The following is a 12,902-nucleotide window of genomic DNA, read 5'->3' on the forward strand; positions in this document are numbered from 1 at the left end:
TTGAACACACGGCACTCCCTGCACGTACGTGTGGGCCAAGGGTCCAGCCCACCACGGAGGAACCGTGTCCACGATCGCCGGAGGTCGCGCCGCGCGCCGCCAGACGATGCGCCGCATCCGACCTCGTCGTTCCCCCGCCGTCCCGTTGCTGCTCGCCTTCTGGGGTGGAGCGGCCGCGGTGGTGTGGCTGTGGTGGGACAACACGCCGTCCATCGCGGACCAGGGCAGCAAGATGGTGAACGCCGGCCGGATCACGGGCCTGCTCGGCGGCTACCTGATGGCCCTGGTCGTGCTCCAGATGGCCCGCGTGCCCGCGCTGGAACGCCGGGTCGGTTCCGACCGGGTGGCGCGCTGGCACGCGATGACCGGCCGCTACACGCTCTGCCTGGTCGTCGCGCACGTCGTCCTCACGATGTACGGGTACGCCCTGCAGGCCGGTCTCACCCACACCGCGATCCTCCAGCAGACGATCGACTCGATCAACCAGCTGCCGGACATGGGCAAGGCTGCCATCGGCACCGGTCTGCTGGTGCTGATCGGGCTCATCTCGATCGGCCCGGTGCGCAAGCGGATCCCGTACGACCTCTGGTACCACACGCACCTGCTGACGTACGCGGCGACGTTCCTGACGTTCTGGCACCAGATCTCCACCGGCAACGAGTTCGCCGTCACCCCCGCCGCGAAGACCGGCTGGTACGCGCTGTACGGGTCGGTGACCGCGCTGGTGGTCTGGTACCGGATCTTCACCCCGATCCGGCTGAACGTGAAGCACCGGCTGCGGGTCGAGGCGGTCATCGAGGAGTCGCCCGGCATCGTCTCGGTGCTGATGAGCGGGCGCAAGCTGCACCGGATGGGCGCCGAGGCCGGGCAGTTCTTCCGCTGGCGGTTCCTCGCGCCGGGCATGCGGTTCAGCTCGCACCCGTACTCGCTGTCGGCGGCGCCCCGCCCCAACATGCTGCGCATCACGGTCAAGGCGATCGGCGACCACAGCTCGGCCCTGCGTGACCTTCAGCCCGGCACCCGGGTGTGGGCCGAGGGCCCGTACGGGGCACTGACGGCCGGCAAGCGCAGCCGGGGCAAGGTGCTGCTGGTGGCCGGCGGTGTGGGCATCACGCCGATGCGGGCCCTGTTCGAGACGCTGCCCGGTGCGGCCGGTGACCTGACCCTCCTCTACCGGGCCAACAGCACCCAGGACCTGGCCCTCTGGGACGAGCTGGCGCAGATCGCGGAGGAGCGCGGGGCACGGCTGATGTACGCGGTGAACAGCCCGGAGGGCGAACGCCCGGACATCTCACCGGACTCCCTGCGTCGCAAGATCCCGGACATCGAGCGCCACGACGTCTTCCTGTGCGGCCCGCCCGGATTCGCCCAGGGCGTGTACGCGGCGCTGCGCGGCGCGGGCGTCCCGACCCGCCGTATCCACCACGAGTCGTTCGAGATGTGAGCGGACGCGCCCTCTCCCCACCGGTCCCACCGGACCTCTCCCCTGCCCAGGGGACTCCCCCACGGGGTTGTCCCTCACGAGACTTCACATTCAGGAGCTGAAGGAGCGATGAAGAAGAGCCACCCCATACGGCGGACCCTGCTCGCCACCGCCGCCACCGTGTCCGGCATCGTGCTGCTGCTGTCACTGAAGCCCGCCTCGGACCCGGCCGGATCGGTACAGGCCGGAGCGGCGGGGGGTGCTCCTTCGGCACAGGGCGGTCAGGGGGCGGCGGCCGGCGCGCAGACCCTCACGGGTAGCGCCGTGCAGACCGACTACGGTCCCGTCCAGGTCCGGATCACGGTCAACGGCGGCAAGATCACCAACGCCGAGGCCGTGCAGCAGCCCAGCGGCGGCCGCTCCACCCAGATCAGCGGCGACGCCATACCCAAGCTCAACCAGGCAGCCGTGGCCGCCGGTACCGCCGAGATCGACGCGGTCTCCGGCGCCACCTACACCAGCGCCGGCTACAAGGAATCCCTCCAGTCCGCCCTGGACCAGGCCGGCAGCGCGCAGGACTCGGGCGCGCAGGTGCTCACGGGCACCACCGTCCAGACCGACTACGGTCCCGTCCAGGTGCGGATCACCGTCAGCGGCGGCAAGATCACCAACGCCGAGGCCGTGCAGGCGCCGAGCGGCGGCCGCAGCACGCAGATCACCAGCGACTCGGTGCCGAAGCTCAACCAGGCGGCCGTGGCCGCGGGCAGCGCCGAGATCGACGCGGTCTCGGGCGCCACCTACACCAGCGCCGGCTACAAGGAATCCCTCCAGTCCGCCCTGGACCAGGCCGGCAGCGCACAGGACTCGGGCGGCAAGGCCGAGGCGGGCGGCGAGGCGGAGGCGGGCGGCGACTCACAGGACGCCGGCGACGCCGAGGGCTCCGGGGCCGGGCAGGCGACGGGCACCCAGGTGCTCACGGGCTCGGCCGTGCAGACCGACTACGGTCCCGTCCAGGTCCGGATCACCGTCAACGGCGGCAAGATCACCAACGCCGAGGCGCTGCAGCAGCCGAGCGGTGGCCGCTCCACCCAGATCAGCGGCACCGCCATCCCCCAGCTCAACCAGAACGCCGTCTCGGCAGGGAGTGCTGACATCGATGCTGTCTCAGGCGCCACGTACACCAGCGGCGGTTACAAGGAGTCCCTCCAGTCCGCGCTGGACCAGGCCGGCTGATCCGGTGGCAGAACCCGCCGGGGCCGCCGCGCCCGCGCAACTGCGGCACGTCGAGGAGGTCATGGGCACCGTCTTCTCGTTCGACATCCGGGGAGGCGAGCCCACGGCGGTCAAGGCCGCGCTCGAAGAGGCGGTGGCCGGGCTCCACGCCGTGGACGAGGTGTTCAGCACCTACCGCGAGCAGAGCCAGATCTCCCGGCTGGCCCGGGCCGAGCTGACGATCGAGGAGTGCGGCCCCGAGGTCGCCGAGGTGCTCGAACTCTGCGCCGAGGCCGAGCGGTTGAGCGACGGGTGGTTCAGCGCCACCTATGAGGGCCGCTTCGACCCGACCGGTCTGGTGAAGGGCTGGGCCACCGAACGGGCCGCTCTGCGCCTGGTCGAGGCCGGGGCGGTCGGGGTGAGCGTGAACGGGGGCGGCGATGTCCAGCTGTGCGGTGTCCCCGGCTCGGACCGGCCGTGGCGCGTCGGCGTGGCCGATCCCCTCCGCCCCGGCGGTCTCGCCGCCGTCGTCACCGCGGCCGGCACCGACCGCCTCGCGGTCGCCACGTCCGGGACGGCCGAGCGCGGCGCCCACATCGTCGACCCTCGCACGGGTAAGTCCGCCGTGACGGATTTGGTGGCGGTCACCGTCGTCGCCCCTCGCCTGACCTGGGCGGACTGCTGGGCGACAGCGGCTTTCGCGATGGGTTCGCGGGAGGGCCTGGCGTGGCTGGAGTCCCTGGAGGACACGGAGGCGTTGCTGATCACGGCGGGCGACGAGGTGCGCTGCACCGGAGGCCTGGCCGCGCGGCTGGGCTGAGCGGGGGCTGGGCGCTTACCGGCGCTTACCGGGTGCCGCTGCGCCCCCCGCCCCCCATCGGCCCAGCGGCACGACTCCCGCAGCCGAGTAGATGAAAGGGCGAACCCCCTTTTTCAGGGGCGCGGGGAACTGCGCGACCAGCCACAGCCGACCCGCAGCCGGCGCCCCCGCTGAGCACCCGCTTCAGTGCCCGTGCCCGTTGCCGTTCCCGTTCTGAGCCAGCCTCAACAGGTGATCGGCCAACGCCTGCCCACCCACGGGATCCCGGCTGATCAACAGCAGCGTGTCGTCGCCCGCGATGGTCCCCAGAATGTCGTGCAGCTCCGCCTGATCGATGGCCGAGGCCAGGAACTGGGCCGCCCCCGGCGGCGTACGCAGGACGACCAGGTTCGCGGAAGCCTCCGCGGAGATCAGCAGCTCCGCGGAGAGCCGCCGCATCCGCTCCTCCTTCGCCGACTCCCCCAGCGGAGCCCGGGGGGTCCGAAAACCCCCCTCACTCGGCACCGCGTAGATCAGGTCGCCGTCGGTGTTGCGGATCTTCACCGCGTTGAGCTCGTCCAGGTCCCGGCTGAGCGTCGCCTGCGTGACGCTCAGCCCGTCGTCGGACAGCAGCTTCGCCAACTGGCTCTGCGACCGCACAGGTTGCCGGTTGAGGATGTCCACGATCCGCCGGTGGCGTGCGGTGCGGGTCTGCGGCACGGCAGGCCCCGCCTGGTCGTGCTCCTGCGCCTGGCTCATCGTCGTCTCATTCCCCGGCTCGTCCGTCCCCACTGGCTTCGTGCGCCGCCCGCGCCGCGTCGAGAACGCCGGGCAGCGCCTGGAGGAGGGCGTCCACCTCTGCGTCACCGATGTTGAGCGCGGGCATCAGCCGTACGACATCGGGGGCGGGCGCGTTCACCAGGAAACCGGCGTCCTGAGCGGCCTGTTGCGCCAGGGGCGCGAGCGGCTCGGTGAGCACGATACCCAGCAGGAGGCCCGCGCCACGGACATAGTCGATCATCGGGTCGCCGAGGGACTCGATTCCGTCCCGCAGCTTCTCGCTCTGCCGCTTGACGTTCTCCAGCAGGCCCTCGGCCTGGATGGTCTCCAGGACGGCGAGTCCTGCCGCACAGGCGATCGGGTTGCCGCCGAACGTGGTTCCGTGGTGGCCCGGCTGAAGCAGCTCCGCGGCCCGCCCGAAGGCGACGGTCGCGCCGAGCGGCAGTCCGCCGCCGAGTCCCTTGGCGAGGGTGACGACGTCCGGCAGGACGCCCTCGTGCGCCTGGTACTCGAACCAGTGCCCGGTCCGGCCGACACCGGTCTGCACCTCGTCGAGGACCAGCAGCGAGCCGGTGGCGGCGGTGATGGCGCGGGCGGCCTTCAGATAGCCGACGGGCGGGACGACGACGCCCTTCTCGCCCTGGATGGGCTCGATGATGACGAGGGCCGTCTCCTCGGTGACCGCGGCGGCCAGGGCCTGCGCGTCGCCGTACGGGACGTGCGTGACGTCGCCGGGCAGCGGGTGGAATCCGGTCTGCTTGCCGGGCTGGCCGGTGAGGGCGAGGGCGCCCATGGTCCGGCCGTGGAAGCCGCCCTCGGTGGCGACCATGTGGGTCCGCCCGGTCAGCCGGCCGATCTTGAACGCGCCCTCGTTGGCCTCGGCGCCCGAGTTGCAGAAGTAGACCTTGCCGTCCCGGCCGAAGTGCTCCAGCAGCCGCTCGGCGAGCGCGATGGGCGGCTCGGCGATGAACAGGTTGGAGACGTGGCCGAGGGAGGCGATCTGCTTGCTGACGGCCTCGACGATCGCCGGGTGGGCGTGGCCGAGCGCGTTGACCGCGATGCCACCGACGAAGTCGACGTACTCCTTGCCGTCGCCGTCCCAGACCTTGGCGCCCGCACCGCGGACGAGCGGCAGCTTCGGGGTGCCGTAGTTGTTCATGAGCGAGCCCTGCCACCGCTGGGTCAGCTCCGCGTTCTTCGCGGTCTCGGTCATCCGGCATCCCCCTCTTGCTCGGCGTCCGGCACGACCATCGTGCCGATGCCCTCGTCGGTGAAGATCTCCAGCAGGATCGAGTGCTGGACCCGGCCGTCGATGACGCGGGCGGTCTGGACGCCGTTGCGCACGGCGTGCAGGCAGCCCTGCATCTTCGGCACCATGCCGGAGGACAAATCCGGCAGCAGCTTCTCCAGTTGGGAAGCGGTGAGGCGGCTGATCACCTCGTCGGAGTGGGGCCAGTCCTCGTAGAGTCCCTCGACGTCCGTGAGGACCATGAGGGTTTCGGCGTCCAGAGCAGCAGCGAGTGCCGCAGCCGCCGTATCAGCATTGACGTTGTAGACATGTCCGTCGTCCTGGCTACGGGCGATCGACGAGACGACCGGGATCCGGCCGTCGGCGAGCAGTGCCTTGATCGCGCCCGTGTCGATCGCGGTGATCTCGCCCACCCGCCCGATGTCGACCAGTTCGCCGTCGATCTCGGGCTGGTGCTTGGTGGCGGTGATGGTGTGCGCGTCCTCGCCGGTCAGTCCGACGGCGAGCGGCCCGTGCTGGTTGAGCAGCCCGACCAGCTCGCGCTGCACCTGTCCGGCGAGCACCATGCGTACGACGTCCATGGCGTCCTCGGTGGTGACGCGCAGGCCGGCCTTGAACTCGCTGACGATGCCGTGCCTGTCGAGGGCGGCGCTGATCTGCGGGCCGCCGCCGTGCACGACGACCACGTTGAGACCGGCCTGCCGCAGGAAGACGACGTCCTGGGCGAAGGCGGCCTTCAGGTCCTCGTCGATCATGGCGTTGCCGCCGAACTTGATGACGACCGTCTTGCCGTGGTGGCGGGTCAGCCAGGGGAGCGCTTCGATGAGGATCCTGGCTTTGGGGAGGGCGGTGTGCTTCCGCGTGGTGCTCATGAGGAGTACGCGCTGTTCTCGTGGACGTAGTCGGCGGTGAGGTCGTTGGTCCAGATGGTGGCCGTCTCGGACCCGGCGGCGAGGTCGGCGACGATGTGCACCTCGCGGTAGCGCATGTCGACGTTGTCGCGGTCCTCGCCGACGCCGCCGTTCTTGCAGACCCAGACGCCGTTGATGGCGACGTTGAGCCGGTCCGCCTCGAAGGCGGCCTGCGTGGTGCCGATGGCGGACAACACCCGACCCCAGTTGGGGTCTTCACCGTGGACGGCGCACTTGAGGAGGTTGTTGCGGGCGATGGAGCGGCCCACCTCGACGGCGTCGTCCTCGGTCGCGGCGTTGATCACCTCGACCTTGATGTCCTTGCCTGCGCCCTCGGCGTCCCGGATGAGCTGCTGCCCGAGGTCGTCGCACACCTTGCGGACGGCCTCGGCGAACTCCGCGTACTCCGGGGTGACTTGGGATGCCCCGGAGGCGAGCAGCAGCACGGTGTCGTTGGTGGACATGCAGCCGTCGGAGTCGACCCGGTCGAAGGTGACCCTGGTGGCCGCCCGGAGGGCCTTGTCCAGCGTCTCGCTGTCGAGGTCGGCGTCGGTGGTGAGCACGACGAGCATGGTGGCGAGGCCGGGGGCGAGCATGCCCGCGCCCTTGGCCATGCCGCCGACGGTCCAGCCGTCGCCCTGGGCCACGGACGTCTTGTGCACGGTGTCGGTGGTCTTGATGGCGATGGCGGCCTTCTCACCGCCGTGCTCGGAGAGCTGCGCGGCGGCGGTCTCGACACCGGGGAGCAGTTTGTCCATCGGCAGCAGTACGCCGATGAGGCCGGTGGAGGCGACGGCGACCTCGCCCGCGTGGTGGCCTTCGAGGACCTCCGCGACCTTCTCGGCGGTCGCGTGCGTGTCCTGGAAGCCCTTCGGGCCCGTACAGGCGTTGGCGCCACCGGAGTTGAGGATGACGGCGGAGACCTGGCCGCCCTTCAGCACCTGCTCGGACCAGAGGACCGGCGCGGCCTTCACACGGTTGGAGGTGAAGACGCCCGCGGCGGCGAGGCGGGGCCCGTTGTTGACCACGAGGGCCAGGTCCGGGTTGCCGTTCTCCTTGATCCCGGCGGCGATGCCCGCCGCCGTGAATCCCTTGGCTGCCGTGACACTCACTGCATCTCCTCGTTCGCCCCGCCGCGGAAGCGGCTGATGTCGCTGTCGCCCGTGCAGCGCAGCGGTGCGGCCATCGTCGTCTGCGGCCCGGTGGCTGCAGGTGCGTCGCTCACGGTGCGACTCCGATCGTGGAAAGCCCGGTGTTCTCGTGGAACCCGAGGGCGATGTTCATGCTCTGGACAGCGCCACCGGCCGTGCCCTTGGTGAGGTTGTCGATGGCGCTGATCGCGATGATGCGGCCCGCTGCCTCGTCGTACGCGACCTGCACCTGAACGGCGTTGGAACCGTAGACGGACGCCGTCGCCGGCCACTGCCCCTCGGGGAGCAGGTGGACGAACGGCTCGTCGGCGAGGGCCTTCTCGTACGCGGCGCGGACGGAGTCGGCGGTGACGCCGGGCTTCGCCTTCGCGCTGCACGTGGCGAGGATGCCGCGGGGCATCGGCGCGAGGGTCGGCGTGAAGGAGACGGAGACCGGCTCGCCGGCGACGCCGCCGAGGTTCTGCATCATCTCGGGCGTGTGCCGGTGGCCGCCGCCGACGCCGTACGGGGTCATCGACCCCATGACCTCGCTGCCCAGCAGGTTCGCCTTGGGCGCCTTGCCCGCGCCGGAGGTGCCGGAGGCGGCGACGATCACGGCCTCGCTCTCGGCGAGGCCCGCCGCGTACGCCGGGAACAGGGCAAGCGTCACGGCCGTGGGGTAACAACCGGGTACCGCGATGCGCTTGGACCCCTCCAGCGCGGCGCGGGCACCCGGCAGTTCGGGGAGGCCGTAGGGCCAGGTCCCGGCGTGGGACGAGCCGTAGAACCGCTCCCAGTCCGCCGGGTCCTTGAGCCGGAAGTCGGCACCCATGTCGACCACGAGCACATCCGGCCCGAGCTGCTCGGCCACGGCGGCGGACTGCCCGTGCGGCAGCGCGAGGAACACCACCTCGTGTCCGGCGAGGACCTCGGCGGTCGTCTCCTGGAGCACCCGGTCGGCCAGCGGCAGCAGGTGTGGCTGCAGTCCGCCCAGACGCTGGCCCGCGTTGGAGTTGCCGGTCAGTGCACCGATCTCGACCTGGGGGTGCGCGAGCAGCAGGCGCAGCACTTCGCCGCCCGCATAACCACTCGCTCCCGCCACCGCCACGCGTACCGCCATGGAACCCTCCTCTTGGATGGCATGACTATACGTTTCGCTGCACGTTTATGCAATCCATGAATGGTTCCTGCGGTTTCCGCCCCTACGCCGAGATCATCGGGGAGGTCGCCGGATCCAGGCCGCCCGCCGCGATGTCGGCGAGGTGGGTGTCGATCTCGGCCTGTGTCGCGTGGTCCTCGCCGACCGGCTGGGGGCGGACCTGTCGCACCGTGGCCGTCTCCAGCGCCGCGCAGGCCGGGCCCGTGACGGGAAAGTATGCGTCCGCCTGGACGTCGGTCAGGCCTGCCTCGCACAGCGCGGGAGGCGGTGGCCGTACGACAGCTCCGCGCCGCACTCGGCGAGGAGCTCCCGGAAGCCGTGGCGGAGCCTGTTGGCCAGACGCTGCCGGGGTCCGGAATCATCGGGGCAGATCGGCGGCTGGAGCGCCGGATCGGCGTCCTCCGGCAGAAGCCCCCCGGGACGCAGAGAACCCGCCATCACGCGCGGGGCCCGCTCACGGTCGGCGACGTGGACGGATGTGGCGGAAGGTGGCGGCGTCGAAGAAGGCGGCCGGCGCGTGGAAGCGCTCGCCCGCCTCGGACTGCTGGTTGTTCAGGAGGTAGCCCTCTTCGGGGCCGTCGCCGGCGCGCTGGGTCATGCCCCGGTCATGCCTCGGTGAGGCGTACCGGCGGGAAACGGGGCCGAGAGCCCGCGGCAGGGCCGCCCGGCTGACTACGGCGGTGAGGGGCCGGCTGGAGCGCTCGGTCACACCGGCGGGTGGCGGAGCACCGGCGACGGCGGCCGGGCCAGCAGCTCCCTCATCGCGGTGAGCGGGAGCGACGGGTTGGCGGCCGCGGCTTCCGCCACCTGCTCGTCGGTGTCGGTGAGCAGGTCGACGACGACCTGCGGCGGGAGAGCAGGGTGGCCGGCGGCGAAGGGCCGCGCCCGGTCGTCCGCCAGGCAGGCGAGCAGCGCCGGGGCCGACGCGTGGGGGTGCCGGGCGACCTCTCGGAGTGCCTTCCGCACCGGTGGCCGCTGCCGGATCACATGCTCCAGGAACGCCGGAGTCGCGTCGGGGTTGGCCGCCGCCCCGGCGATGACCCGGACGCCGTGCCGGTCGACCATCGCGTGCAACTGTGCTGCGGAGAGGCCGGGATGCGCAGCGACGGACTTGACCACTTTCGCGTCGGGATCGACGGCCAGCGCGTCACGGATCCCGGCCGGCAGATCACGTCGTTGGGCGAGGAGCATGCGTACGGCCGCCTGCGGTGACCGCACCAGTTCCTCGACCTCGGCGGCCGTGGCGGAGGCGATCCGTGGCAGCAGGGTGGTGCCGATCCTGGTGGTGGCCGCCAGGTCCGTGAGCACGTCGAGCGGCACCCGCGGGTTGTGCGCGAGTCCGCGCCGTACGTCGGGGTCGGCGTCGCCGGCCAGCGCGCGGATCAGGCTGTCGTCGATCGCGGGGTTCTCGGCGAGGTCGGCGCGCAGGCCGGGTGCGGGGTCCTCGGAAAGCCGTGCGCACGCCTCCGGGGGCAGATCGGGGCGGGCGGCGAGCGCCCAGCGCAGCAGCATCGAGGGGTGGTCGGCGAAGCCGGCGACGGCTGCGGCCGGTGTGGCCGGATTCTCCAGCGCCGCCCACAGCATGGCGTGCACGGTGGACTCGTGGGAGCCGTCGCAGGAGGCGCCCGGCAGTAGATCGCAGTCGGGCCGCGCGCAGTGCGGGCTGTGCGTGAAGGGCGTCTCCTCACGGTCGCAGACCAGGCAGCGCCGCGCGGACGGCAGGCCCTCGCCGGTGACGAGCGCCGCCAGCACGTCGGACGGTGTCGCCTCGTTGGTCGCCACCGCACGGCGGACCTCGGCATGTGGATGCCCCGCGAGCCGGGCGGCCACGTCCGGTGCGGCCCACAACGCGAGTTCCGCGACGACCCGTACGTCCGCGTCCTGGGCCAGCGCCTCCGCCACGTCGGGCGGAAGGCCGGGGCAGGCGGCCAGCTTCTCCCGGTGCTCGACCAGCGGGTCCGCCGCGAGGAGACGAGCCCACTCCGGGCTGCCGGCACCCTCGTCGAGCAGCGCGAGGGCGACGTCCGGCTGTGCCACCGGATCGACGTCGGCGGCGGTCAACCGGCCCTCGTACGCCAGCCGCACACCGCTCTCCTCGACACGCGAGGCCAGCGCGACCGCCTGCGCCCGGCTGAGGTCCGCACGACCGGCGAGGTCATGGGCGACATCGGCGTCCGCGACCGCGATCAGCCGGTCGACCAGCTCGGACGGCAGCGCCGGATTGGCGGCGAGCCCGCACAGGAGATGGTTCACGGAGAGCATCCTGCCCGGGCCCCGGCCGAACGGCTCATGGTTTTTCGCCGGGCGAGAGGCCGGGCGACAGGTCGAGGGGCGGGTCACACTTCCCGCTGTACACGCTCGCGTGGGCGTTCTCGGGGCCGGGAACGCGCCGGGGGTGTACAGGTGGCTGAGGTGCGCCGCGAAGCCACGCTGGTCCCGGCGCCTGAGGCGGTCGTCGGGACGGGCGTCGCGGTGCGGGCAGTCGGCTGCGAGTGGTGCGGCGCCGACGGTGCGGAGCAGGGCGCGGACCTCGCGGCCGACGCCGTGCGGCGGATCGCGGACTCGGCGACCCAGAGCACGCGAGGAGCAGCAGGACGAGCCGCTCGTGTACGGGTGTGCCTCGTGTGCGCGGTCCCGCTCGCCGAACGCCGACGCGGCGGCGAGCAGCGCCTCGACCGCCGCCCGCTGGGCCTCGGAGCTGGGCCGCCCGGCGAGATGGCGCACCATTTCGGTGAGCCCGGCCACTCACACATCATCCGGGAGTTCGGTTCGGCGGTGTGCGAGTCGGGGCTCTCGGGTTCGGGGCCTCGGGATGCCGATCATGCCCTGCAGCGACGCGTGAGACGCGTGATCGGCATCGCCGGTTGCCGCCGGGCGCTCAGCGCGCCCCGGCGAACCGGTTCAGGAGCGCCGGCCGTCCGACTGGGCCGCCCGCTCCGCGTTGCGCTTCTTGATACGGGCGCCTTCCTTGCGGACCTCCGCCTGGGTGGCGCGCTCCTTCCGCAGCCACTCGGGGCTCTCCTGCTTCAGGGCCTCGATCTGCTCGGTGGTGAGGGCCTCGGTGACTCCCCCGCGCGCGAGCCCGGCGATGGAGATGCCCAGCTTCTCGGCGACCACCGGACGGGGGTGCGGGCCGTTGTTGCGCAGTTCCGCCAGCCAGGCCGGGGGGTTCGTCTGGAGCGCGGTCAGCTCGGCGCGCGTGACGACGCCCTCCCGGAACTCGGCGGGAGTGGCTTCGAGGTACACACCCAGCTTCTTCGCCGCGGTGGCGGGCTTCATGGTCTGGGTGGTCTGGTGCGACGTCATGGGGTCAAGGGTAACGAGCGTGCGCGCCACCGCCGACCACGACCGATCACCGGCACCAGGTCACGGCCGATCCGCGAGGCCCACGCCCGTGGCGGGGACGGGTGACCGCGACCGTTAGCCTGGTCATGTGACAGGCTCGGAAGCATCCCCTTCGTTCCGGCTCGCGTACGTCCCGGGAGTGACGCCCACGAAGTGGGTGCGGATCTGGAACGAGCGGTTGCCCGACGTCCCCCTGACCCTTCTCCAGGTGTCCGCCGCCGAGGCGTTCGGCGTGCTGCGGGACGGCGGTGCCGACGCCGGTTTCGTACGGCTGCCGGTGGACCGGACCGACCTCAGCGCGATCCCCCTCTACACCGAGACCACGGTGGTCGTGGTCCCCAAGGACCATGTCGTCGCGGCGGTCGACGAGGTGACCACCGAGGACCTGGCGGACGAGGTCGTGCTGCATCCCCTCGACGACACCCTCGACTGGGAGCGCCCGCCGGGAGAACCGGCGTTCGAGCGCCCCGCCACCACGGCGGACGCCGTCGAGCTGGTGGCGGCCGGGATCGGACTGCTCGTCGTCCCCCAGTCGCTCGCCCGCCTGCACCACCGCAAGGACCTCACCTACCGGCCGGTCACGGACGCCCCCGAGTCACGGGTCGCCCTGTCGTGGCCGCAGGACGCGACCACCGACCTGGTCGAGGACTTCATCGGAATCGTCCGGGGCCGGACGGTCAACAGCTCACGCGGCCGCACCAAGGCCCCGGAGGAGAAGCAGCCGCCGAAGGCCAAGCGACCGGACGCGGGCGGCACCCGCCGCCAGCCCGCGGCGGGCAGGTCGGGCGGCCGCAACCCCCGCAGCGGCTCCGGCGGCGCCAGGAACGCAAAGAGCGGCGGCAAGGCCGGAAAGCCCCGCCGCCGCTCCTGAGGCGCGGCCGCTGGATGGGCCCG

Annotated in this window: 12 protein-coding genes and 1 pseudogene; 4 read left to right on the top strand and 9 right to left on the bottom strand. The window is 72.0% G+C overall.

What is annotated here, in order from left to right:
- The first annotated feature begins 106 nt into the window (after positions 1 to 106).
- The 3 genes from JIX55_RS10825 to JIX55_RS10835 all read left to right on the top strand — a co-directional run bounded on the left by JIX55_RS10825 (position 107) and on the right by JIX55_RS10835 (position 3,455).
- Positions 107 to 1,444: a ferredoxin reductase family protein gene (locus tag JIX55_RS10825; protein ID WP_257569289.1), complete on the top strand. Its 1,338-nt coding sequence runs from the start codon at positions 107 to 109 to the stop codon at positions 1,442 to 1,444.
- A 108-nt stretch (positions 1,445 to 1,552) separates the two neighbouring features.
- A complete protein-coding gene (locus tag JIX55_RS10830) occupies positions 1,553 to 2,656 on the top strand; it encodes an FMN-binding protein (protein ID WP_257563087.1) in 1,104 nt (367 codons plus the stop codon).
- Between the two features lie 4 nt (positions 2,657 to 2,660).
- Positions 2,661 to 3,455 carry an FAD:protein FMN transferase gene (locus tag JIX55_RS10835; protein WP_257563088.1) on the top strand — a complete coding sequence of 265 codons (795 nt, stop codon included), beginning with the start codon at positions 2,661 to 2,663 and terminating at the stop codon, positions 3,453 to 3,455.
- A gap of 183 nt (positions 3,456 to 3,638) precedes the next feature.
- On the opposite strand, the gene JIX55_RS10840 is transcribed toward JIX55_RS10835, so the two are convergent.
- The 9 genes and pseudogenes from JIX55_RS10840 to JIX55_RS10875 all read right to left on the bottom strand — a co-directional run bounded on the left by JIX55_RS10840 (position 3,639) and on the right by JIX55_RS10875 (position 11,969).
- A complete protein-coding gene (locus JIX55_RS10840) occupies positions 3,639 to 4,193 on the bottom strand; it encodes an arginine repressor (protein WP_257563089.1) in 555 nt (184 codons plus the stop codon).
- 7 nt (positions 4,194 to 4,200) lie between these two features.
- Positions 4,201 to 5,427, bottom strand: coding sequence for an acetylornithine transaminase (locus tag JIX55_RS10845; protein WP_257563090.1), 1,227 nt, complete (start codon positions 5,425 to 5,427; stop codon positions 4,201 to 4,203).
- On the bottom strand, positions 5,424 to 6,335 hold the full coding sequence (gene argB / locus JIX55_RS10850; RefSeq protein ID WP_257563091.1) for an acetylglutamate kinase: 912 nt from the start codon (positions 6,333 to 6,335) through the stop codon (positions 5,424 to 5,426). Before argB ends, JIX55_RS10845 begins: the two co-directional genes overlap by 4 nt.
- Positions 6,332 to 7,486 carry a bifunctional glutamate N-acetyltransferase/amino-acid acetyltransferase ArgJ gene (gene argJ / locus JIX55_RS10855; protein ID WP_257563092.1) on the bottom strand — a complete coding sequence of 385 codons (1,155 nt, stop codon included), beginning with the start codon at positions 7,484 to 7,486 and terminating at the stop codon, positions 6,332 to 6,334. The genes argB and argJ overlap by 4 nt, the downstream gene beginning before the upstream one ends.
- A 109-nt stretch (positions 7,487 to 7,595) precedes the next feature.
- Positions 7,596 to 8,624, bottom strand: a complete 1,029-nt coding sequence (gene argC, locus JIX55_RS10860; RefSeq protein WP_257563093.1) for an N-acetyl-gamma-glutamyl-phosphate reductase — start codon at positions 8,622 to 8,624, stop codon at positions 7,596 to 7,598.
- Between the two features lie 82 nt (positions 8,625 to 8,706).
- Positions 8,707 to 9,137: pseudogene (locus tag JIX55_RS10865) on the bottom strand (SAM-dependent methyltransferase); the annotation flags it as partial.
- Complete coding sequence (locus tag JIX55_RS51425) at positions 9,118 to 9,261, bottom strand: hypothetical protein (protein ID WP_443046401.1); 144 nt, start codon at positions 9,259 to 9,261, stop codon at positions 9,118 to 9,120. The pseudogene JIX55_RS10865 and the gene JIX55_RS51425, both read right to left, overlap by 20 nt.
- 107 nt (positions 9,262 to 9,368) lie before the next feature.
- Entirely contained in the window at positions 9,369 to 10,916 is a 1,548-nt protein-coding gene (locus tag JIX55_RS10870; RefSeq protein ID WP_257563094.1) for a hypothetical protein, read from the bottom strand.
- A 648-nt stretch (positions 10,917 to 11,564) separates the two neighbouring features.
- Positions 11,565 to 11,969 carry a DUF5997 family protein gene (locus JIX55_RS10875; RefSeq protein WP_257563095.1) on the bottom strand — a complete coding sequence of 135 codons (405 nt, stop codon included), beginning with the start codon at positions 11,967 to 11,969 and terminating at the stop codon, positions 11,565 to 11,567.
- Between the two features lie 127 nt (positions 11,970 to 12,096).
- Between JIX55_RS10875 and JIX55_RS10880 the strand changes: the two genes are divergently transcribed.
- A complete protein-coding gene (locus JIX55_RS10880) occupies positions 12,097 to 12,879 on the top strand; it encodes a LysR substrate-binding domain-containing protein (RefSeq protein ID WP_257563096.1) in 783 nt (260 codons plus the stop codon).
- The last annotated feature ends 23 nt before the right edge of the window (positions 12,880 to 12,902 follow it).

Origin of the sequence: Streptomyces sp. DSM 40750, assembly GCF_024612035.1 — a bacterium.
GTDB lineage: Bacteria > Actinomycetota > Actinomycetes > Streptomycetales > Streptomycetaceae > Streptomyces.

What these genes read in the sequence shown, in the direction of transcription:
- JIX55_RS10825 (WP_257569289.1), top strand. Translation starts at nt 107, where the DNA reads ATGCGCCGCATCCGACCTCGTCGTTCCCCCGCCGTCCCGTTGCTGCTC.
- JIX55_RS10830 (WP_257563087.1), top strand. Translation starts at nt 1,553, where the DNA reads ATGAAGAAGAGCCACCCCATACGGCGGACCCTGCTCGCCACCGCCGCC.
- JIX55_RS10840 (WP_257563089.1), bottom strand. Translation starts at nt 4,193, where the DNA reads ATGAGCCAGGCGCAGGAGCACGACCAGGCGGGGCCTGCCGTGCCGCAG.
- JIX55_RS10845 (WP_257563090.1), bottom strand. Translation starts at nt 5,427, where the DNA reads ATGACCGAGACCGCGAAGAACGCGGAGCTGACCCAGCGGTGGCAGGGC.
- argB (WP_257563091.1), bottom strand. Translation starts at nt 6,335, where the DNA reads ATGAGCACCACGCGGAAGCACACCGCCCTCCCCAAAGCCAGGATCCTC.
- argC (WP_257563093.1), bottom strand. Translation starts at nt 8,624, where the DNA reads ATGGCGGTACGCGTGGCGGTGGCGGGAGCGAGTGGTTATGCGGGCGGC.
- JIX55_RS51425 (WP_443046401.1), bottom strand. Translation starts at nt 9,261, where the DNA reads ATGACCCAGCGCGCCGGCGACGGCCCCGAAGAGGGCTACCTCCTGAAC.
- JIX55_RS10875 (WP_257563095.1), bottom strand. Translation starts at nt 11,969, where the DNA reads ATGACGTCGCACCAGACCACCCAGACCATGAAGCCCGCCACCGCGGCG.